The following is a 21,814-nucleotide window of genomic DNA, read 5'->3' as shown; positions in this document are numbered from 1 at the left end:
TCCCGCCGAAAGATTTAGCCGCGCCCAGTTCCCGCTCCTCCGGCTCGCCGTTATAGTGCATCCACACACTGAGACGGCGAGGACATAATGCCGACCTACAAGGCGCCCGTCGACGAGACGCTCTTCCTCCTGTTCGACGTGCTCGGGTTCGAACGCTACGCCAACCTTCCCGGCTTCGCCGACGCGACGCGCGAGACGGTCGAGGCCGTGCTGCTCGAAAGCGCCAAGCTGTCCGAGAAGACGTTGCTGCCGCTCAACCGGACCGGCGACGTCGAGGGCTGCGTCCGGGAGGCCGACGGCTCGGTGACGACGCCGAAGGGCTTCAAAGAGGCCTACAGACAGTTCGCGGAGGGCGGCTGGATCGGACTGTCGGCCGATCCCGACTATGGCGGCCAGGGGCTGCCGCATACGATCGCGTCCGCGGTCAACGAATACGCCTCCTCGGCCAACATGGCGCTCGCGATGTATCCCGGGCTGACCGCCGGCGCCATCGCGGCGCTCGTGCTCCATGGCAGCGACGAGCTCAAGCGGATCTACCTTCCGCATATGATCTCGGGCGCCTGGACCGGCACGATGAACCTGACCGAGCCGCATTGCGGCACCGATCTCGGGCTGATCAGGACGAAGGCCGCGCCGCAGCCGGACGGGACCTACAGGATCACGGGAACGAAGATCTTCATTTCGGCGGGCGAGCACGACCTGACGGAGAACATCGTCCACCTCGTGCTCGCGCGGATCGATGGCGCGCCGGAGGGAACGCGCGGCATTTCGCTGTTCGTCGCGCCCAAGGTGCTGGTCAACGAGGACGGTTCTCTCGGCGAGCGCAACGCGGTCTCGTGCGGCGCGCTCGAGCACAAGATGGGCATCCACGGCAACGCGACCTGCGTCATGAACTATGACGGCGCGACCGCCTGGCTCGTCGGCGAAGCGAACCGCGGGCTCAGTGCGATGTTCACCATGATGAACGAGGCGAGGCTCGGCGTCGGGATTCAGGGCCTCGCGCAGTCGGAGGTCGCCTACCAGAACGCCGCGGCCTACGCGAAGGACCGCCTGCAGGGCCGCGCCCTGACCGGCGCGAAGGACGCCGCGAGGCCGGCCGACCCGATCATCGTCCACCCCGACGTCCGCCGCACCCTGATGTCGATCAAGGCGTTCAACGAGGCGGCGCGCGCGCTCATCCTGTGGACCTCGATCAAGGCCGACGTCGCGCTCGTCAGCGAAGACGAGAAGGAGCGGGTCGCCGGCGACGACCACATGGGTCTGCTGACGCCCGTGATCAAAGGCGTGCTCACCGACGTCGGCTTCGACAACACGGTGAAAGCGCAGCAGATGTTCGGCGGCCATGGTTACGTCGCCGAATGGGGCATGGAGCAGTTCGTCCGCGACGCCCGCATCGCCATGATCTATGAGGGCGCGAACGGCGTGCAGGCGATGGACCTCATCGGCCGCAAGCTGCCGCGCGACGGGGGGAGGGCGATCATGGCCTTCTTCAAGGAGGTCGACGGGTTTCTCGCCGAGAACGCCGCGGTCGAGGGCATGGCGATCTATCTCGCGCCGCTCAAGAAGGCTCGAGAAGACCTGCAGAACGCGACCATGTGGTTCATGGCGAACGCCATGGCGAAGCCCGACAACGCCGGCGCCGGCGCGACCGACTTCATGCATCTGTTCGGCCTCGTCGCGCTCGGCTTCATGTGGGCGAAGATCGCGAAGACCGCGCTCGAGAAGAAGGCGGAAGGAGACGGCGTCGCCGAGAAGATGGACGCGAAGCTCGCGACCGGCCGCTTCTTCATGGAGCGGCATCTGCCCGAGACCTCGGCCCATCTCGCCCGCATCTCCGCCGGCGCGGACGCCGTGATGGCCCTGCCGGCCGAGGCGTTCTGAGCCCGGTATGGCCGAGTACCAGCTCCATTGCTTCGGCGAATCCGGGAACTCCTACCGGGTGGCCCTGATGCTCGAGCTCACGGGTTCGGACTGGGAGCCGGTGTTCGTCGACTATTTCAACGGCGAAACGCGTGGGCCCGGCTATCGCGAGATGTCGGTCATGGGCGAGGCGCCGGTGCTCACGCGCGGCGATCTCCATCTCACCCAGTCCGGCGTGATCCTCGATTATCTCGCCGATGAAACGGCGCGGTTCGGCGGAGCGACGCCGGAGGAGAAGCGAGAGATCTGGCGCTGGATCCTGTTCGACAATCACAAGCTGTCGAGCTTCACGGCGCTTCGTCGCTTCCTGCTGACGCTGACCAAGGCCGGCGACTCGCCCGTCACGGAGTTTCTCGCCCAGCGCATGGACGGCGCCTGGAGCGTGCTCGACGCGCATCTGAAGGATCGCGCCTTCGTGGTCGCCGAGCGGCCGACGATCGCGGACCTCTCGCTCTGCGGCTACCTGTTCTACGGCGACGAGTTGGTCTGGCCGCTCGAGCGCTATCCCGCGATCTCCGCCTGGCTGGAGCGCATCCGCGCCCTGCCGGGATGGAAGCCTCCTTACGAACTGATGCCGCGGGCCCTGCCCGTGGCGGCGCGCTGACGACGGCTTAGGAGACCGAACATGGCCGAGGCCTATATCTACGACGCCGTCCGCACGCCGCGCGGGCGCGGCAAGGCGGACGGTTCGCTCCACGAGGTGTCGACGCTCGGCCTCGCGACGACCGCGCTGAGGGCGCTGGCCGAACGCAACGACCTTGAGACCGGAAAGATCGACGACGTCATTCTCGGCTGCGTGGACCCGGTGGGCGAAGCGGGCGGCGACATCGCGCGCGCGGCGGCGCTCGCCGCCGACTACGGGATCCAGGTGCCGGGCGTCCAGATCAACCGATTCTGCGCGTCCGGCCTCGACGCCGTGAACTTCGCCGCCGCGCAGGTGATGGCGGGCCAGCACGACCTCGTCGTGGGCGGCGGCGTCGAGAGCATGAGCCGCGTCGGGCTCGGCGCCTCCGGCGGCGCCTGGCCGATGGATCCTGCGATCGCGGTCAAATCCTACTTCATGCCGCAGGGCGTCTCGGCCGACCTGATCGCGACGAAATACGGTTTTTCGCGCGACGATGTGGACGCCTACGCCGTGGAGAGCCAGAAGCGCGCGGGCGCGGCGTGGGAAGCCGGGCGGTTCGCGAAGTCGGTCGTGGCCGTGAAGGACGTGAACGACCTCATCATCCTCGACCGCGACGAGCACATGCGGCCGGACACCACCATGCAGTCGCTCGGCGCCCTCAAGCCGTCTTTCGCCGAGATGGGCGATATGGGCGGCTTCGACGCCGTCGCCGTGTATGCGCACCCCGATGTCGAGCGGGTCCATCACGTCCACCACGCCGGCAATTCCTCCGGCATCGTCGACGGCGCCGCGGCGGTCCTGCTCGGGTCCAAGGAGGCCGGTGCGGGGGCAGGCTTGAAGCCGCGGGCGCGGATCAAGGCTTTCGCCAACATCGGATCGGAGCCCGCTTTGATGCTGACCGGACCGGTCGACGTCACGCGGAAGGTTCTGAAGCGCGCCGGAATGGAGATCGGCGACATCGATCTGTTCGAGGTCAACGAGGCCTTCGCGGCCGTCGTGCTGCGCTATCTGCAGGCCTTCAACCTCGACATGTCCAATGTGAACGTCAATGGCGGCGCGATCGCGCTCGGCCACCCGCTCGGGGCGACCGGCGCGATGATCCTCGGCGCTGCGATCGACGAACTCGAGCGCTCGGGCAAGGCGACGGCGCTGGTCACGCTCTGCATCGGGGCGGGCATGGGCACCGCGACGATCATCGAGCGGGTGTGAGGATGGGATCGCCCTGGTGCGTGCTTCGAGACGGCCCTGCGGGCCTCCTCAGCATGAGGACGATTGAGGTCGCCAAAGGCCGACGCCGCTTCGGAAGCCGGAACGCCGCGCTCCTCATGCTGAGGAGCCGGCCCGAGGCCGGCGTCTCGAAGCACGCAGAACGTCGGGGCGGGGAGTTCTTGCCCGCGGGAGAGCCGAGATGACCGAGACCAACTTCAAGACTGATCTCGACGCCGACGGCGTGCTCTCCGTCGTGTGGGACATGCCCGGCCGCTCCATGAACGTGCTGTCCGCCGACGCGATCCTCGAACTCGCCGAGCTGGTCGAGCGCGTGGTCGCTGACGAAGGGGTCAAGGGGGTGATCGTCTCCTCCGGCAAGGCCGCCTTTTCGGGCGGCGCGGACCTGACGATGCTGGAGGGCATCGCGCGGGTGTACGCGACCGAGAAGGCCAGGCACGGAGAGGCGGCCGCGGCGAAGGCCGTCTATGAGGAGAGCTCCAGGCTCAGCCAGCTCTATCGGCGCATCGAGACCTCCGGAAAGCTCTGGGTCTGCGTGATCCACGGCGTGTGCCTCGGCGGCGCCTTCGAGCTCGCGCTTGCCTGCCACTGGCGGATCGCTTCGAACGACAAATCGACCCGCGTCGGCCTGCCCGAGGTGAAGGTCGGCCTGTTTCCCGGCGCCGGGGGCACCACGCGCGTGGCGCGGATGCTTCCGCCGGGCGATGCGCTGCAGATGCTCATGAAGGGCGAGCAGATCCGCCCGGACAAGGCGCGCGCCATGCGCCTCGTCGACGAAGTCGCGACGAAGGACGAGATGGCCGCAAAGGCCAAGGCTTGGATCCTCGGCGGCGGCAAGGCGGTCAAGCCGTGGGACGAGAAGGGCTTCAAGCTGCCGGGCGGTCCGGTCTGGTCGAAGGCGGGCTTCATGACCTTCCCGCCCGCGAACGCGATCTACCGCCGCGAGACGCAGGACAACTACCCCGCGATCCGCGCCATGCTGCAGGTGGTGTTCGACGGGCTGCAGCTGCCGATGGACCTCGCGCTGCGCGTCGAGAGCCGGCACTTCGCGAAGGTGATCCGCTCGCCTGAGGCGGCGGCGATGATCCGCACCCTGTTCGTCTCGATGCAGGAGCTGAACAAGGGCGCGCGACGGCCGAAGGCGGTCCCTCCGACCTCGATCAAAAAAGTGGGGATCGTCGGCGCCGGCTTCATGGGCGCCGGCGTCGGCTACGTCACAGCCCAGGCGGGCATGGAGGTCGTGCTCGTCGACCGCGACCAGGAGGCGGCGGACAAGGGCAAGGCCTTCGCCGAGAAGCTGATCTCCGGACAGGTCGTGAAGGGCCGCGCGACCGGCGCCGAGCGCGACGCGCTTCTCGGCCGCATCACGCCGACGCCGGACTACGCCGCGCTCGCCGACTGCGACCTGGTGATCGAGGCGGTGTTTGAAGACCCGAAGGTCAAGGCCGAGGTCATCGCGAAGGTGGAGGCCGCGATCGGGCCGAACACGATCTTCGCCTCGAACACGTCGACGCTGCCGATTTCCGGGCTCGCCAAGGCGTCCCGGAGGCCGGAGCAGTTCGTGGGCATCCACTTCTTCTCGCCCGTCGAGAAGATGATGCTCGTCGAGGTCATCGAGGGCGAGCGGACCGGCGAGGTCGCGCTCGCGACCGCGCTCGACTACGTGCGGGCGATCCGGAAGACCCCGATCGTCGTCAAGGACTCGCGCGGCTTCTTCGCCAACCGCTGCGTCATCGCCTACATGCTCGAAGGCCATCTGATGCTGACCGAAGGCGTGCCCGCCGCGATGGTCGAGAACGTCGCGAAGCAGGCCGGCATGCCGGTGGGTCCGCTGTCGCTCAACGACGAAGTCGCGCTCGACCTCGGCCTCAAGATCATCGACTCCACGCGCGCCCAGCTCGGCGACGCCGCCGTCAACCCGGCGCAGGAGAAGCTGCTGCGCGCGCTGGTCGAGACGGAAGGCCGATTGGGCCGCAAGAACGGGAAGGGCTTCTACGACTATCCCGAGGGCGGCAAGAAGCGGCTGTGGCCGGGCCTGGCGGCGCTTGCCGGGAAGACGCTCGATCCCGACACGATCGACATCAGCGAACTGCGTCACCGGCTCCTGGTCGCGCAGGCGCTCGAGGCGGCGCGCACCGTGGAGGAGGGCGTCGTCACCGACGTGCGCGAGGCGGACGTCGGCGCGATCCTGGGCTTCGGCTTCGCGCCCTACACCGGAGGCCCCTTGAGCTGGATCGACGGCATGGGTCCGCGGCGTTTCGTCAGGCTCGCCGCCGCGCTCGCGGAGATCCACGGTCCCCGCTTCCGTCCGAACAGGCTGCTGATCGACCTGGCGGAGACCGGCGACACCTTCTACGGCCGCTTCGCAGGCGGCGGCGCGGCTCCCGCCGCGGCCGCCTGAGGCCCCGCAGACGCTTGGCGCAGCCGCGCCGCGCCGCTAGACCGGCGGGGCGGGACCGCGGGAGGGAAAGCCTCCCGCCGCCCGCGGCCCGGACCGTTGAATGACGCGCAGCCGCCTGTTCCTGATCCTGCTCGCGGCGACCGCGCTCGCCGTCGTCGCTGGAGCTGCGGCCTGGCGCCATCGCGTCGATATCGCGGAGGCGCTGGGCGTGGCCTCGTCTCTCGGCCTCACGCGGCCGGCCCCCATCGCCGTCCAGACGCATGATCCGCTCGGCGGCTTGGACCCGGACGCCCGCGCGCTGCTGACCGCGCCGGCTCCTGTCGCGCCGTCTCCCTTCCTGCGACGCCCCTGGATCAGTCCGGACGCGTTCTGCAAGGCTCTGGAAGCCGTAGGCTTCAAGGGCGTGACGTTCCAGCAGGGCGAGCCGCCGCAGCGCAGCTGGACCTGCCTGACGGACGTCCTCAAGCCGGTCGACGGCGACGAGGCCGCGGTCTCCAGCCTGTTCTTCACCGCGCGCGGCGCGGAGGGCGACCGGATCGACGGCATGCGGCTCAAGCTTAACCTGCTGGACCCAGCGACGACGCCCGCGGTCAAGGCGGTCGCGAAGGATCTGCTCAGACTGGTGTTCCGCGCCCTCGGCTGGGAGCCGCCCCAGGAGATCCTGGACGCGATCGACGCGTCGCGCGACGAGAAGATCGAGGATCACGGCGTCACCTACGACCTCCGCCGGGAGTTCGGCGAACCGCCGCGCTACAATCTCGTCGTAACCTTCCCGCGCGGGCTCGGTCCCGGCGGCGTCGACCGCTTCTTGCCGCTGCCGCGCCGCCCGGCTCAGACGCCCTTCCTGCTGGAGGGCGCGGGCGGGGCCTCTGGCAGGTGACGGGCGCGCCGCCGTCTGACACTGTCGCCGCCCTCGCAGATCTGCCGCAGGAAAAGCCGCCCATGCCCCGTCGCGTCGACGTCTACCTGTCCGTGGTTTCGCCGTGGGCCCATCTCGGCAACCAGCCGTTTCTCGACCTCGCGCGCCGGCACGGCGTGACCGTCGCGTGGAAGCCGGTGCCGCTGCTCGAGGTGTTCGCGGAAACCGGCGGCGCGCCCCTCGCAAAGCGCGCTCCGGCTCGCCAGCGCTACCGTTTCGTCGAGCTCAAACGGTGGGCGGAGCGGCGAGCGCGGCCGCTGATCCTGCGGCCGAAGCATTGGCCCTTCAATCCCTCGCTGGCCGATCGGGCGGCGATCGCCCTCGGCGCGCTGGGTCTCGACCCCGCGCCCTATGTCGTCGCGGCCTGCCGGGGCGTGTGGGAGGAGGAGCTCGACCTCGCAGACCGCGACACGGTCGCCGAGATCCTGACGGCGCAGGGGTTCGACGCGAGCGCTGCGCTCGCCGTCGCCGACGCGCCGGAGGCCGCAGCGGTCTATGAGGCCAACCGGGCCGAGGCGATCTCAGCGGACGTCTTCGGCTCGCCATCCTATGTGCTGGAGGGCGAGGTGTTCTGGGGGCAGGATCGGCTCGATCTTCTCGACGAGGCGCTGGCGAGCGGCCGCGGCCCCTATGGCGCCGCCTGAGCGAAGACCGCCGTCCGCAACGCTGTGACGCCGCCCTGCGGCGGCGCCACGGCCGGTTAGGTCAGCGCTGACCGCCCGACGCCATGATCGCGTCCCCGGTGACCCAGGATGAGGCGTCGGAGGCGAGGAACACGGCGACCTTGGCGATGTCCTCCGGCCGCCCGAGGCGTCCGAGCGGAGTCGCCTCCACCATCTGCCGCTCGAAATCGCTGCCTGCGATGCCGGCGCTTTCCAGCCCTTCCGTTGCGGTGGCGCCCGGATTGAGCGAGTTGACGCGGATGTTTCTGGGGCCGAGCTCCGCGGCCAGGATCCGCGTCAAGGTGTCGAGCGCGGACTTCGTCGCGGAATAGACCGACGCCGTCGGCGTCGTCGTGAAGCTCGCGATCGACGATACGTTGATGATGCTGCCGCCGCTCGCCCGGAAATGCTTCAGGGCCTCCTGGGTCGCCAGGATCGGGCCGAGCACGTTGACGTCGAAGTGGCGGTGGAATTCGCTCTCGGTGATCTCCTCGATCGGCGCGAATTTGTAGACGCCGGCGTTGTTCACGAGGACGTCGACCTCGCCGAACGCCTTCGCCGTCTCTTCGAACAGGCGCTTCACGTCGGCCGCCTTCGACATGTCGCCCTGGACCGCGAGCGCCTTGCCGCCGCCCCCGACGATATCAGCCACGACCTTGTCCGCCCCCGCTTTGTCGGAGGCGTAGTTCACCACGACCGCGGCGTCCGCGGCTCCGAAGGCGCGCGCGATGCCTGCGCCGATGCCTTTCGAGGCCCCGGTCACAACCGCGGTCTTTCCCTTGAGTTCAGTCATAAATAGCCCCTGTGAGCCTGAATGTTTCGATTGTTAGATAACAATCGAAACGAAGCCCGCAAGAGGGACGCCCGGCTCGCGACAGCGTCTCAGATCCGGGCGAGCCGGGCGAGATAGGCGTCGAGAACTTCGCGGTTGAGCGAGAGGCTGGCGCAGCGGCCTTCCCGCAGGATGGAAACGAGCCCCGCCGTCTCAAGCTCCTTCATGTGGTGCGACAGCGTCGCCGCGCTGATGTCGTGGTTCTCGTGCAGCGCGGAGCAGGGCAGCGGAGCGCTCTGAGCGCCGATCTCCCGCAGGATCTGCACGCGGCGCGGCTCCGCCAGGGCTCGGCCGATGCGTTCGAACTGACGGTCGGTTAGGAGATCGGGCGACGACATGTCCGTTAGGTAGTGCGTCGTCCTGGCGAATGTCGAGGCCGGCCGTCATGCGCGCCACGCGCGCCCGGCGTGTCGGCGCCCGGCGATTGACGGGACGAGGCGGCGGACGGCGAGTCGCGCGATCCGGAATCCGCCGTCTGGCGCTTCTCGTCCCAGAGCTGTCGAGGGTTTCATATGCTTCAAGGCCTGTTCATCCTGCTGCTGTTCCAGCTTTTCGGCGAAGCCGCGGCGCGGGGCCTTGGCCTGCCGGTTCCGGGGCCCGTGATCGGGATCGTGCTGCTGGTCGTGGCGCTGACGCTGCGCGCCCGCTGGGCCTCGCCGAGAGAACGGGAGGATCCACCCCCGGTCGAGGCCGCCGCCGACGGCCTGCTTCGTCACCTCGGGCTGCTGTTCGTGCCCGCCGGCGTCGGCGTCGCGCAAAGCTACCACGCGCTCGACGGCGTTCTGCTGCCGGTCGCAGCGGCGCTGGTCGGCTCCACCGTCGTCACCCTGATCGTCACCGTCGCCGTGTTCCGGCTGGTGGCGCGCCTCGGCGGCGGGGACTGAGCGCGATGGACGGCTCCTCCGAACGCTTCTTCGAACTGTGGGTGTTCCTGTCGGCGAGCCCGCTGCTGTGGCTCACGGTCACGATCGGCGTGTTCCTGGCGGCCCAGCGCGTCGCCGCGCTCGCCCGCCATCATCCGGCGGTCAACCCGGTGCTGCTGTCGATCGTCGCGATCGTCGTTGTGCTCCATCTGACGGGCGTCGACTACCGCAGCTATTTCGCGGGCGCGCAGTTCGTCCATTTCGCGCTTGGACCGGCCACGGTCGCGCTCGCCGTGTCGCTGTTCCGCAACCGCCGTTTGGTGCGACAGCAGGCGCTGCCGATCGCCGCCGCGCTCCTCGTCGGCGCGCCCGTCGCCTTCCTCTCGGTGGTGCTGCTTGCGAAACTGTTCGGGCTGTCGCCGGGGATCGTCGCCGCGCTTGCGCCGAAATCGGTGACCGTCAGCATCGCGCTCGGCATCGCCGGACAGATCAAGGCGGATCCGGGCCTGACCGCCGTGTTCGCGATCGCGACCGGCATCACCGGCGCGATCCTCGTGACGCCGTTGATGAACGCGCTGAAGATTCGGGACTACGCCGCGCGCGGCTTTTCCGCAGGCCTCGCCTCCCACGGCATAGGCACGGCGCGGGCCTTTCAGGTCGACGACGCGGCGGGCGCCTTCGCCGGCCTCGCCATGGCGCTCAACGCCGTCCTGACCGCCCTGCTGGCCCCGGCTCTGCTCGGCCTGTTGTTGGCGCCATGAAGCGCCTCAATGCGCCTCGTCCCAATTCCCGGCCGCCCGGGCGTCGACCTTCAGCGGGACGCTGAGCATGCGGGCCGGCAGCGGGGCGTCCTCCATCACGCGGATCACCACGGGCAGCGTGGCCTCGATCTCCGCCTCGTCGACCTCGAAGATCAGTTCGTCGTGCACCTGCAGCAGCATCTTCGCGGACAGCCCGGCTTCGGCCAGCGCGCCGTCCATGCGGATCATCGCGCGGCGGATGATGTCGGCGGCGGAGCCCTGGATCGGGGCGTTGATCGCGGCGCGCTCGTTGAAGGCGCGCTCCGCCGGGTTCGAGGCCTTGATCTGCGGATAATGGCATTTGCGGCCGAAAATCGTCGTGACGTAGCCGGCCTCGCGGGCCGCGGCCTTGGTCGCCTCCATGTAGTCGCGGATGCCGGGGAAGCGCTCGAAATAGGTCTTGATGTAGAGCCCCGCCTCCTCGCGGCCGATGGCGAGCTGGTTCGCCAGCCCGAAGGCGGAGATTCCATAGATGATGCCGAAATTGATCGCCTTGGCGCGGCGGCGGGTGAGCGGGTCCATGCCCTCGATCGGCACCCCGAACATCTCCGAGGCCGTCATGGCATGGATGTCGAGACCGTCCGCGAAGGCCTGGGTGAGCTGCGGAATGTCGGCCATGTGCGCGAGGATCCGGAGCTCGATCTGGCTGTAATCCGCCGAGACGATGACCTTGCCCTCCGGCGCCACGAAGGCCCGGCGGATCTTCCGGCCCTCCTCAGTCCGCACCGGGATGTTCTGCAGGTTGGGCTCGGTGGACGACAGACGCCCCGTGGTGGTCGCGGCGAGCTGATAGGTCGTGTGCACCCGATGCGTCTCGGGATGGACGTAGGTCGGCAGCGCGTCGGCGTAGGTCGACTTGAGCTTCGAGAGCTGCCGCCAGTCGAGGATGCGGCGCGGCAATTCGTGGCCCTGCGCCGCCAGGTCCTCGAGCACGCCGGCGGCGGTGCCCCAGGCGCCGGTCTTGGTCTTCTTCGCGCCGGCGAGGCCCATCTTGCCGAACAGGATGTCGCCGAGCTGCTTCGGCGAGCCGAGATTGAACGGTTCGCCCGCGAGCGCATGAATCTCGGCCTCGAGCGCGCCCATGCGCTGCGCGAGCTCGCCCGACAGCCGTGACAGCATCGACCGTTCGATCGAGACGCCGCGTTGCTCCATGGTCGAGAGCACGAGCGGCAGCGGCCGTTCCAGGGTCTCATAGACCGTGACCATGCGCTCGGCGACGAGCCGCTGCTTCAGGAGCGTCCAGAGCCGGAGCGTCACGTCCGCGTCCTCGGCGGCGTAGGCCGTGGCCTTGTCGAGCGAGGCCTGCGCGAAGTTTATCCGCGCCCGGCCGGTCCCCGTCACCTCCTCGTAGGAGATGCAGGCGTGGCCGAGATGACGACGGGAGAGTTCGTCGAGCCCCTGGGCCCCAAGGCCGGAGTCGAGCGCGTAGGACATCAGCATGGTGTCGTCATAGGGCGCGCAGCCGATCCCGAGCCGGGCGAGCACCGTCAGGTCGTATTTTATGCCCTGGCCGATCTTGAGGACGCTGTCGTCCTCCAGGAGCTCCTTGAGCAGCGTCAACGCCTCGTTGGCCGGGATTTGGCCCTCGACCAGGCCGCCGGCGGTCGCTGCGTTGTCCGACAGCAGGTCGCCCGCAGCCGTGAGGTGACCGAGCGGCACATAGGCGGCGCGGTTCGGCTCGACCGCGAGCGAGACGCCGACCAGCTCGGCGCGCATCGGGTCGATCGACGTGGTCTCCACGTCGATCGCGACATGGCCCTGGTCGCGCGCCGCCTCGATCCACTGAGCCAATCTGCCGACGTCCATCACGCATTCGTAGCTCGAGCGGTCGACCACGGCGTCAGAAGCTTCCCTCCGGCGCTTGTCGGCGAGGGCCTGCGGCGTGGGGCCGTCGAAGGACGGCGCGAATCCCCCGCCGGCGGGCGTCGGCGGCGCGTAGTCCATGCCCTTTCGCGCGCGTCCCTCCGCCGGGCGGTACTCGCGCTGAGGCTCGCCCTCTTTGCGGACGGGCGCGGCCGCGGATTGCGGCGGGGACCCCAGGGGCAGCCCCTCGCTGGCGGGGGGGTGGGCGGCGCGCTTCGCCGACATCATCTCGGCGTCGGGCGTCACCTCGGAGATCTCGACGCCCGTCGCATCGGCCACGCGGCGGGTGAGCGTGTTGAACTCCATCGCCTTCAGGAAGGCGACGAGCCGCTTGGGATTGGGCTCCTGGACGGCGAGCTCGTCGAGGGGGACGTCCAGGGGAACTCGGGTTTCGAGCGTGACCAGCCGCTTTGAGACGCGCGCCAGATCGGCGTTGGCGATCAGGTTCTCGCGACGTTTCGGCTGCTTGATCTCGTGGGCGCGCTCGAGCAGCGTCTCGAGGTCGCCATACTCCTCCAAGAGCTGCGCCGCGGTCTTCGCGCCGATGCCGGGCACCCCCGGCACGTTGTCGACGGAGTCGCCGGCGAGCGCCTGCAGGTCGATCATCTTCTCAGGGCGCACGCCGAATTTCTCGAACACCTCGTCCGGTCCGATGCGCTTGTCCTTCATCGGATCGAGCATCGTGACGAGACCGCCCACCAGCTGGAACAGGTCCTTGTCCGAGCCGACGATCGTGACCTCCGCGCCCGCCTCCGCGGCGAGCCGGGCGTAGGTCGCGATCAGGTCGTCGGCCTCGTAGCCGGCCTGCTCCAGCGTCGCGATCGAGAAGGCGCGCGTGGCGTGCCGGATCAGCGGAAACTGCGGAATGAGGTCTTCCGGCGGCTCGGAGCGGTTGGCCTTGTAGGTCTCGTGGATCTCCTTGCGGAACGTGACCTCCGACTTGTCGAAGATCACCGCAAGGTGGGTCGGGTCGACCCAGCCGGCGTCGCGCAACAGCTTCCACAGCATGTTGCAGAACCCGGACACCGCGCCCACCGGCAGCCCGTCAGACGGGCGCGTCAGCGGCGGCAGGGCGTGATAGGCGCGAAAGATGTAGGAGGAGCCGTCGACGAGGACGACGTGGTCGCCTGGGGCGACCGGGCGGTTCGGCATGGTGGATGCGTCCCGGACGAGGGTTCGCCGGGACTATAAGGATCGGGCGCCCGAAGGGAACCGTCCCGGGCTCTGCTTCGTCCGCCGGCCCGTCCCAGCCGCGGAGCGCTGCGCCGACCGCTCAACGCAAAAGAGCCGAAGCGGCGGACCGCTTCGGCTCTGTGCTCATCCGTCGGCGTCGGGACGCCCGACGCCGGACGGGTCACTTCTCGATCTTGACGTCCTTGCCCGTTTCGGCGGTCAGTTCCTTCTGACCCGGCGTGAAGCCGTTCAGCGACAGGATGTAGGCCATGATCGGATCGAGCTGCTCGTCCTTGAGCGACTTCGGCGCGGTCTGCGGCATGTTTTCGTAGATCCAGGTGCGGACGTCCGTGACGGACTGCCCGCCAAACCGGCCCTTGAACACGTCTCCATGCAGAGCCGGTCCGAGCGCGCCCTTGCCGTTAGCGGCGTGGCAGGTGCGGCAGTGGGTGTTGTACTCGGACTTGCCTTTGTCGAGCTGCGCCTGATTGAAGGGGCCTTCCGCGGCCAGGGCCGGCCCGGCGATCAGCGCCGTTCCGGCGGCGAGTCCAGCGAAGAGCAGTTTGAAACTCATGTGTTCGGTCTCCCGGGCTGTTTTGCGCGTGATGCAGCTCAAGGAGAACCATAGAGCGGAACGAGCGCACGCGAAGCCGTGATGGCTTCTACTTTGTACTAATTATATGTGGGAAAGCATGGAAAGTGCGACGAAAGTCGCGGCGCCCCTCGCATATGGCGGGCTTCGAGCTCGCCCCCAGGGGAGGGCACGGCGGCGCTTCCCGGCCGCTCACTTGGGGAATTCGCCGCTCGCCGTATCCTTCGTCAGCTCGGCCTGTCCAGCCGTGACGCCGTTTTTGGACAAGATGTAGGCGACGATCGGGTTGAGCTGGTCGTCGGGCAGGGAGCCCGGCGCGTTCTGCGGCATGTTGGCGTGGATCCAGTCGCGCAGGTTCGCCACCGGCTGGCCGCCCCATTTGGCCTTGAACGGATCGCCGATCAGCGCCGGGCCAAGGCCTCCCTTGAGATTGGGACGATGGCACTGAGCGCAGTGATTATTGAACACCACCTTGCCGCCGTCAGCCTGCGCTTGGGTGAAGGGACCGTCGGCCGCGGTCGCCGGGACGGCGATCAGCGCGGAGCCAAGGCAGAGCCCCGTCAGAAGTCCTCGAACGCTCATGCAGCGTCCCCCTGGTTTGTTGCCGCCGACGCCGCACCGTGGGGTCAGCCAGGGGACACAACCAGACGAACGCGACGTATTCTAACGAAAAAGTGAGGTTGCGCCATCTGGTCGCGGGCGCGTGACCACTCTGGAACGGGTTTTATTCCGCTGGCTGCAACCGGCGATCGCCGCGCTCCTGAGGGCGGTCGATGTGGAACGCCTTCGGGCGCACGAAGAGGAACGTGCCCCATCCTGTCTTCATGACGATCATGTGGAAGACGAGCGGAGCGACGACGCCGACCACGGTCACGATCAGGGCGATCCAGCCGATGTCGGTGACGATTCCGGTCTTGAGCAGGACCAGCCGCGTCACGACCATCGGCAGGAAGAACGCGAGATAGACGACGATCGAGCGTTCGCCGGCGTAGCGGAGCGGTTCGGCGACCTTCCCTCCCGCGATCAGGGCGGCGACCGTCACGATCGCCATCGCTCCGGCCGTGCCGAGCGCGAGGCTGACGATCGGCCACTCCGCGACGCCGCCGAACACCGCGGCGCCGTTGATCAGCGCCCATGCGGCCAATCCAGCGAGAGCCAGCGCCGTGTGGTCGCGGGCGAGATCCGCCAGCCGGAAGACGTAAGGCGCGGCGTACCAGCCGAGCATGACGTAGAACAGGCGCGCGCAGAACTCGTCCGGCACCATCCAGCCGGTCTGGACCTTGAGAGATTCGAGCAAGGCCGCGAAGGCCAGCACAAGCAGCGGCGGCGCGTGGCGCACGAGCTTCGCGAACACGAAGAAGATCGGCAGCAGATAGATGAACCACAGCGTGCCGAACGGATCGATCAGCGAGATCAGGAACTGGTGGACGACGGCGCCGAAGCCTTCCTCGAGGCCGATGCCCGGCCATTTGAACGCCCCCTGGATCAGAAGCCAGAGCACGTAGAAATAGGCGAAATGAACGACCTTTCGGTCGAGATAGAGCCGCCAGTCGCGATCGATGACCAGCGCTAGAAACAATCCGGAGATCAGGAAGAAGTCCGGCATGCGGAACGGCCGCGCGAAGGCGACGACATAGTGCATGAAGCCTTCGGCGCCGGCCGCCTTCTCGACGCCGAGCGTCGAGTGCATCATCACGACGAGGACGATGCAGATCCCTTTGGCGACGTCGACCCAGTCGACGCGCGGCTTCGACAATGGCGCGTCTGCGTGGTGAGAAGTCATCGTTCGGGTCCGCGGCTCGGGTTCTCGGTCGTCAGCGTGTCTGCATCCTGCCACAAGAAAGACGCCGGAAGGTGAACGAACACGCCTCGGACGTCGAGAGCGTCGGTTTTGTTTGATTAACCTTAGCCGTGAGGGGGCTGCGCTCCGCGCGCAGTTCGTCGCAGCGGTCGCGGCGCGGATTGCCCGCCGCGTCCCGATCGGCGCACATGACGCCGCAGCGGAGGAGGCTTGCGACGCGCGGAGCGTCGGCCGACCCGCCGTGACTCGTGGAATGGAGCGGGGCTTATGGACTACATCCGAGCGATCCTCGACGCGCGCGTCTACGACGTCGCCGTGCAGACGCCGATCGACCGGATGGTGCGCCTCAGCGGCCGGCTCGGCCGCGACGTGCTGCTGAAGCGCGAGGACCTGCAGCCCGTCTTCTCGTTCAAGATCCGCGGCGCCTACAATCGCATCGCGCGTCTCGGCGAAGGCGAGCGACGCGCCGGCGTGATCTGCGCCTCCGCCGGCAACCACGCGCAAGGCGTGGCGCTGTCCGCGACCCGGCTCGGCGTCGCCTCCGTCATCGTCATGCCGGTGACGACGCCCCCCATCAAGATCGACGCCGTGCGCCATTTCGGCGGCGAAGTCGTGCTACACGGCGACGCCTTCGACGACGCCTACGCCTTCGCCCGCACGCTCGGCGCCGAACGCGGCCTGACCTTCATCCATCCCTATGATGATCCCGACGTCATCGCCGGTCAGGGCACGATAGCGGTTGAAATCCTTCAGCAGCACGCCGGACCGATCGACGCCGTCTTCGTGCCGATCGGCGGCGGCGGGCTGGCGGCCGGGATCGCGTCCTACGTCAAGTATCTGAGACCCGAGGTGAAGGTCATCGGGGTCGAGCCTTCGGACGCCGCTTCGATGAAGGCCGCGATCGAAGCCGGTGAACGCGTGATCCTCGATCGGGTCGGCCTGTTCGCCGACGGCGTCGCCGTTCGGCAGGCGGGGGAGGAGACGTTCCGCATCTGCCGCGCCTTGCTCGACGAGGTGGTGACGGCCGACACCGACGAAATCTGCGCGGCGGTCAAGGACGTGTTCGAGGACACGAGGATTCTCGCCGAGCCCGCCGGGGCGCTGTCGCTCGCCGGGCTCAAGACATACGCGGCGCGAGGGCGGGGCGAGGGGGCGCTGATCGCGATCAACAGCGGCGCCAACATGAATTTCGATCGGCTGCGGCATGTCGCGGAGCGCGCCGAGATCGGCGAGGCGCGCGAGATCCTTCTCGCGGTCACGATCCCCGAGACGCGCGGCAGCTATCGGCGCTTCGTCGAACTTATCGGCGGCCGCACCATCACCGAGTTCAACTACCGCGCGATCGCAGGCGCTGAGGCGCATGTGTTCGTCGGGCTCAAGCTCTCCGACGCCAAGCGCGAGAAGGCCGAACTGGTCGCGCGGATGGACGAGCGGGGCTACCGGGTCCTCGACATCAGCGCCGACGAGACCGCCAAGCTCCACATCCGCTACATGGTCGGCGGCCGCACGCCGGGGCTCACGGACGAGGTGGTGCTGCGCTGCGAGTTCCCGGAGCGGCCCGGCGCCTTGCTCGAGTTTCTCGACGCCGTGGGGTCGGACTGGAGCATCACCCTGTTCCATTACCGCAACCACGGGGCGGATTACGGCCGGGTTCTGGTCGGACTCCAGGTGCCGCAGGACCAGCGGACGAAGTTCCAGGACCGCCTCTCGGCGCTCGGCTACCCTTACGAGGACGAGACCGACAATCCCGCCTATGGACTGTTTCTGCGGTCGTCCTGAAGGCGCTGATCAGCGGCGCTGGTCGACGTCCCGCACGGCGCCGCGCGCGGCGCTGGTCGTGAAGGCGGCGTAGGCCTTGAGCGCCGACGAGACCCTGCGCGTGCGGGCGGCGGGCTTCCAGGCGCCGGCGCCCTTCGCCTCTTCCGCCGCGCGGCGCTCGGCCACGATCTCCGGCGCCACCGCAAGCCGGATCGAACGGTTCGGGATGTCGATCTCGATCCCGTCGCCGTCGCGGACCAGCGCGATCAATCCGCCTTCCGCCGCCTCCGGCGAGACATGGCCGATCGACAGACCGGAAGAGCCGCCGGAGAAGCGCCCGTCGGTCACGAGCGCGCAGGCCTTCCCGAGGCCTTTCGATTTCAGGTAGCTGGTGGGGTAGAGCATCTCCTGCATGCCCGGCCCGCCGCGCGGACCCTCGTAGCGGATCACCACGATGTCGCCCGCGACGATCTTGCCGGTCAGAATCGCCGACACGGCGTCGTCCTGGCTCTCGAACACCTTGGCGGGGCCCGAGAAGGTCAGAATGCTGTCGTCGACGCCGGCGGTCTTCACGATGCAGCCGTCGACCGCGAGGTCGCCCTTCAGCACGGCGAGGCCGCCGTCCTTCGAAAAGGCGTGGTCGACGGCGCGGATCACCCCGCCCTCACGGTCGAGGTCGAGCTCGTCCCAGCGCTCGGCCTGGCTGAAAGCTGTCTGCGTCGGCACGCCGCCGGGCGCCGCGCGGTAGAACGACTGCACCGCTTCGCTCTTCGTCTCCGCGACGTCCCACCGCTTCAGCGCGTCGCCGAGGGTGGCGCTGTGGACGGTGGGCTCGTCGAGATGCAGCAGGCCCGCGCGGCCGAGTTCGCCCAGGATACCCATCACCCCGCCGGCGCGATGAACGTCCTCCATGTGCACGTCCGACTTCGCCGGCGCGACCTTGCAGAGCACCGGGACGCGGCGCGACAGCCGGTCGATGTCGTCCATGGTGAAGTCGACCTCGCCCTCATGGGCGGCCGCCAGCAGATGCAGCACCGTGTTGGTCGAGCCTCCCATCGCGATGTCGAGGCTCATGGCGTTCTCGAAGGCGTTGAAGCTCGCGACCGAGCGCGGCAGCACGCTCGCATCGTCGCTCTCGTACCAGCGCTTGGCGATGTCGACGATCAGGTGTCCCGCCTCGACGAAAAGGCGTTCGCGGTCGGCGTGGGTCGCGAGCGTCGAGCCGTTGCCCGGGAGCGACAGGCCGAGCGCCTCGGTCAGGCAGTTCATGGAGTTCGCGGTGAACATGCCGGAGCAGGAGCCGCAGGTCGGGCAGGCTGAGCGCTCGATCGTCTCGACGTCGGCTTCCGACACGCGGTCGTCGGCGGCGGCCACCATGGCGTCGACCAAGTCGAGCGCGACGGTCTTGCCCTTCAGCACGACCTTGCCGGCCTCCATCGGGCCGCCCGAGACGAACACGGCGGGGATGTTGAGGCGCAGCGCCGCCATCAGCATGCCGGGGGTGATCTTGTCGCAGTTGGAGATGCAGACCATGGCGTCGGCGCAGTGCGCATTGACCATGTACTCGACGCTGTCGGCGATCAGCTCGCGCGAGGGCAGGCTGTAGAGCATGCCGTCATGGCCCATCGCGATGCCGTCGTCGACGGCGATCGTGTCGAACTCCTTGGCGACTCCGCCGGCCTTCTCGATCTCGCGCGCGACCAGTTGCCCAAGGTCCTTCAGATGGACGTGGCCGGGCACGAACTGGGTGAAGGAGTTGACGACCGCGATGATCGGCTTGCCGAAGTCGCCGTCCTTCATGCCCGTCGCGCGCCACAGCCCGCGGGCGCCGGCCATGTTGCGGCCGTGGGTGGTGGTGCGGGAGCGATAGGCGGGCATTGCGCAGGTCCTTGCATTCCGTCGGTTCGCGCAGCGGTTTACGCCGTGACGCGCGCCGGGTCGAGGCGTGCGCGACGGCGGTCGGCCCCGCGTGCGTCGGCTAGGTCGGGCTTCGCCACGTCCAGTCGCGCACTTCCGGAAGATCCAGGCCATGGGCCCGGATGTAGCGATCATGCTCGACGAGTTTTTCGCGGATCGCCTGCTTCTCGTAAACCGCCGACGCTCCGAGCGAGGGCGTGCGATCGATCACGTCGGCGACGAGATGGAAGCGGTCCAGGCCGTTGCGGACGACCATGTCGAAGGTCGTCGTCGTCGATCCCTCCTCGCGGTAGCCGCGAACGTGCAGGTTCGCATGGTTCGTCCGGCGGTAGGCCAGCCGGTGGATGAGCCAGGGATAGCCGTGATAGGCGAAGATCACCGGCTTGTTCGTCGTGAACAGCGCGTCGAAGTCGGCGTCCGACAGCCCGTGCGGATGCTCCGTTTTCGGCTGCAGCGTCATCAGATCGACGACGTTGACCACGCGGACCTTGAGGTCCGGGAAGTAGTCGCGCAGCAGATCGACGGCGGCGAGCGTCTCGATCGTCGGCACGTCGCCGGCGCAGGCCATTACGACATCCGGCTCTCCGCCGCGGTCGTTGCTGGCCCACTCCCACACGCCGATGCCTTGCGTGCAGTGCTTGATGGCGGCGTCCATGTCGAGCCACTGGGGCGCCGGCGCCTTGCCCGCGACGATGACGTTGATGCGGTCCCAGCTCCGCAGGCAGTGGTCGGTGACGTAGAGCAGCGTGTTGGCGTCCGGCGGAAGATAGACGCGGACGATGTCGGCCTTCTTGTTGACGACGTGATCGATGAAGCCGGGGTCCTGATGGCTGAAGCCGTTGTGATCCTGCTGCCAGACATGGGAGGTCAGCAGATAGTTCAGGGACGCCACCGGCCGCCGCCACGGCACCTCGCGCGACGTCTTCAGCCATTTGGCGTGCTGGTTGAACATCGAATCGATGATGTGGATGAACGCCTCGTAGCAGGAGAACAGGCCGTGGCGGCCGGTCAGCAGGTAGCCCTCCAGCCAGCCCTGGCAGAGATGCTCGCTGAGCGCCTCCATCACCCGTCCGGTCGGCGCGAGGTGGTCGTCCTCGGGGATGGTGCGCTCCATCCAGGCGCGGTCGGTCACCTCAAACAGGGCGGAGAGACGATTCGACGCCGTCTCGTCCGGTCCGAAGACGCGGAAGTTCCGGTTCGCCTCATTCGCCGCCATCACGTCGCGCAGGAAGGCGCCCATCACGCGCGTCGCCTCGGCGTTGACGGCGCCGGGCTGGGAGACCGCGACGGCGTGCGCGGTGAAGTCCGGCATCCGCAGGGGCCGCTTGAGCGCGCCGCCATTGGCGTGCGGATTGGCGCTCATGCGCTTCTCGCCTGAGGGCGCGAGCGCCGCGATCTCCGGCCGCACGGCGCCGGCCTCGTCGAACAGCTCCTCCGGGCGGTAGCTGCGCAGCCAATCCTCGAGAAGCGTCAGATGCTCCGGCTTCGACATGTCGCTGAACGGCACCTGGTGCGAGCGCCAGAAGCCCTCCGCCTTCAGTCCGTCCACGACGGCCGGGCCCGTCCAGCCCTTCGGGCTGCGGAACACGATCATCGGCCAGCGCGGACGCCCCGCAGCCGCGCCGCCGCCGCGCGCCGCGTCCTGGATCGTCCGGATAAGGTCGAAGGCCCGATCGAACGCGGAGGCCGTCGCCTGGTGCATCGGATCGGGCTCGTCGCCCTCGACGAAGATCGGCTCGTAGCCGTAGCCCCAAAACAGCGCGCGCAGCTCTTCGGGATCGATCCGGGCGAGGATCGTCGGATTGGCGATCTTGTAGCCGTTGAGATGGAGGATCGGCAGGACCGCCCCGTCGGTGGCGGGATTGAGGAACTTGTTGGAGTGCCAGGAGGCGGCGAGCGGCCCGGTCTCGGCCTCGCCGTCTCCCACGACGCAAGCCGCGATCAGGTCCGGATTGTCGAGCACCGCGCCGAAGGCGTGGGCCAGGGAGTAGCCGAGCTCTCCGCCCTCGTGGATCGATCCCGGCGTTTCCGGCGCCGCATGGCTCGGGATGCCGCCGGGGAAGGAGAATTGCCGGAACAGCCGCCGGACGCCGTCCTCGTCCCGCGAGATCTCCGGATAGAGCTCGCTGTAGGTCCCGTCGAGGTAGGTGCTCGCGACGACCCCCGGCGCGCCGTGGCCGGGGCCAGCGACATAGAGCACGTCGACGTCCCGCTCGCGGATCACCCGGTTGAGGTGGAGGTAGAGGAAGTTGAGGCCGGGCGTCGTGCCCCAGTGTCCGAGCAGGCGCGGCTTGACGTCGGTCGCCTGCAACGGGCGGCGCAGCAGCGGATTGTCGAGCAGGTAGATCTGTCCGACCGACAGGAAGTTCGCGGCGCGCCACCAGGCGTTCATCGCGGCGAGCGTTCCGGAATCGAGGCGGCGCGCGTCGGTCTTCGGATCAGCGGTCATTCGAACGTCCTT

17 protein-coding genes are annotated in these 21,814 nt (G+C 68.5%); 9 read left to right on the top strand and 8 right to left on the bottom strand.

Annotated features, from left to right (window positions below):
• Positions 1-87: 87 nt before the first annotated feature.
• The 6 genes from ACO2RJ_RS13525 (at position 88) to ACO2RJ_RS13500 (ending at position 7,736) form a co-directional block, all read left to right on the top strand.
• A complete protein-coding gene (locus ACO2RJ_RS13525) occupies positions 88-1,881 on the top strand; it encodes an acyl-CoA dehydrogenase C-terminal domain-containing protein (RefSeq protein ID WP_423268529.1) in 1,794 nt (597 codons plus the stop codon).
• A gap of 7 nt (positions 1,882-1,888) precedes the next feature.
• A complete protein-coding gene (locus ACO2RJ_RS13520; RefSeq protein WP_423268528.1) occupies positions 1,889-2,524 on the top strand; it encodes a glutathione S-transferase family protein in 636 nt (211 codons plus the stop codon).
• A gap of 21 nt (positions 2,525-2,545) precedes the next feature.
• A complete protein-coding gene (locus ACO2RJ_RS13515) occupies positions 2,546-3,754 on the top strand; it encodes an acetyl-CoA C-acetyltransferase (RefSeq protein ID WP_423268527.1) in 1,209 nt (402 codons plus the stop codon).
• 199 nt (positions 3,755-3,953) lie between these two features.
• The gene (locus tag ACO2RJ_RS13510; protein ID WP_423268526.1) at positions 3,954-6,173 is read left to right on the top strand and encodes a 3-hydroxyacyl-CoA dehydrogenase NAD-binding domain-containing protein; all 2,220 of its coding nucleotides are present in this window, start codon (positions 3,954-3,956) and stop codon (positions 6,171-6,173) included.
• A gap of 100 nt (positions 6,174-6,273) precedes the next feature.
• Positions 6,274-7,053, top strand: a complete 780-nt coding sequence (locus tag ACO2RJ_RS13505; protein ID WP_423268525.1) for a DUF6030 family protein — start codon at positions 6,274-6,276, stop codon at positions 7,051-7,053.
• A 62-nt stretch (positions 7,054-7,115) separates the two neighbouring features.
• Positions 7,116-7,736 (top strand): 2-hydroxychromene-2-carboxylate isomerase, encoded by a 621-nt coding sequence (locus tag ACO2RJ_RS13500; RefSeq protein WP_423268524.1) that lies wholly within the window; start codon positions 7,116-7,118, stop codon positions 7,734-7,736.
• Positions 7,737-7,797: 61 nt separating this feature from the next.
• On the opposite strand, the gene ACO2RJ_RS13495 is transcribed toward ACO2RJ_RS13500, so the two are convergent.
• Together ACO2RJ_RS13495 and ACO2RJ_RS13490 are read right to left on the bottom strand one after the other, a co-directional pair.
• On the bottom strand, positions 7,798-8,547 hold the full coding sequence (locus tag ACO2RJ_RS13495; RefSeq protein WP_423268523.1) for an SDR family NAD(P)-dependent oxidoreductase: 750 nt from the start codon (positions 8,545-8,547) through the stop codon (positions 7,798-7,800).
• 89 nt (positions 8,548-8,636) lie between these two features.
• Positions 8,637-8,924: an ArsR/SmtB family transcription factor gene (locus tag ACO2RJ_RS13490; protein ID WP_423268522.1), complete on the bottom strand. Its 288-nt coding sequence runs from the start codon at positions 8,922-8,924 to the stop codon at positions 8,637-8,639.
• 174 nt (positions 8,925-9,098) lie between these two features.
• Between ACO2RJ_RS13490 and ACO2RJ_RS13485 the strand changes: the two genes are divergently transcribed.
• The gene (locus ACO2RJ_RS13485) at positions 9,099-9,470 is read left to right on the top strand and encodes a CidA/LrgA family protein (RefSeq protein ID WP_423268521.1); all 372 of its coding nucleotides are present in this window, start codon (positions 9,099-9,101) and stop codon (positions 9,468-9,470) included.
• Positions 9,471-9,475: 5 nt separating this feature from the next.
• On the top strand, positions 9,476-10,210 hold the full coding sequence (locus tag ACO2RJ_RS13480; protein WP_423268520.1) for an LrgB family protein: 735 nt from the start codon (positions 9,476-9,478) through the stop codon (positions 10,208-10,210).
• 6 nt (positions 10,211-10,216) lie between these two features.
• On the opposite strand, the gene polA is transcribed toward ACO2RJ_RS13480, so the two are convergent.
• From polA to ACO2RJ_RS13460, 4 genes are all read right to left on the bottom strand, one after another.
• Positions 10,217-13,264: a DNA polymerase I gene (polA, locus tag ACO2RJ_RS13475; RefSeq protein WP_423268519.1), complete on the bottom strand. Its 3,048-nt coding sequence runs from the start codon at positions 13,262-13,264 to the stop codon at positions 10,217-10,219.
• A 202-nt stretch (positions 13,265-13,466) separates the two neighbouring features.
• Positions 13,467-13,859, bottom strand: coding sequence for a c-type cytochrome (locus ACO2RJ_RS13470; RefSeq protein WP_423268518.1), 393 nt, complete (start codon positions 13,857-13,859; stop codon positions 13,467-13,469).
• A gap of 210 nt (positions 13,860-14,069) precedes the next feature.
• Complete coding sequence (locus ACO2RJ_RS13465; RefSeq protein WP_423268517.1) at positions 14,070-14,459, bottom strand: c-type cytochrome; 390 nt, start codon at positions 14,457-14,459, stop codon at positions 14,070-14,072.
• Positions 14,460-14,601: 142 nt separating this feature from the next.
• A complete protein-coding gene (locus tag ACO2RJ_RS13460) occupies positions 14,602-15,660 on the bottom strand; it encodes an acyltransferase family protein (protein ID WP_423268516.1) in 1,059 nt (352 codons plus the stop codon).
• Positions 15,661-15,945: 285 nt separating this feature from the next.
• On the opposite strand from ACO2RJ_RS13460, the gene ilvA reads away from it, so the two are divergent.
• The gene (gene ilvA, locus ACO2RJ_RS13455; protein WP_423268515.1) at positions 15,946-17,457 is read left to right on the top strand and encodes a threonine ammonia-lyase, biosynthetic; all 1,512 of its coding nucleotides are present in this window, start codon (positions 15,946-15,948) and stop codon (positions 17,455-17,457) included.
• A 9-nt stretch (positions 17,458-17,466) separates the two neighbouring features.
• Here ilvA and ilvD read toward each other — a convergent pair whose 3' ends face one another.
• Both ilvD and ACO2RJ_RS13445 read right to left on the bottom strand, forming a co-directional pair.
• On the bottom strand, positions 17,467-19,314 hold the full coding sequence (ilvD, locus tag ACO2RJ_RS13450; protein ID WP_423268514.1) for a dihydroxy-acid dehydratase: 1,848 nt from the start codon (positions 19,312-19,314) through the stop codon (positions 17,467-17,469).
• 100 nt (positions 19,315-19,414) lie between these two features.
• Positions 19,415-21,802 carry a phosphoketolase family protein gene (locus ACO2RJ_RS13445; RefSeq protein WP_423268513.1) on the bottom strand — a complete coding sequence of 796 codons (2,388 nt, stop codon included), beginning with the start codon at positions 21,800-21,802 and terminating at the stop codon, positions 19,415-19,417.
• Positions 21,803-21,814 lie beyond the last annotated feature (12 nt).

The organism is Hansschlegelia sp. KR7-227 (genome assembly GCF_049446035.1).
Classification (GTDB): Bacteria; Pseudomonadota; Alphaproteobacteria; order Rhizobiales; family Methylopilaceae; genus Methylopila.
Note: the sequence above shows the minus strand (reverse complement) of the source record. Positions and strands in the feature narration are given on the sequence as shown.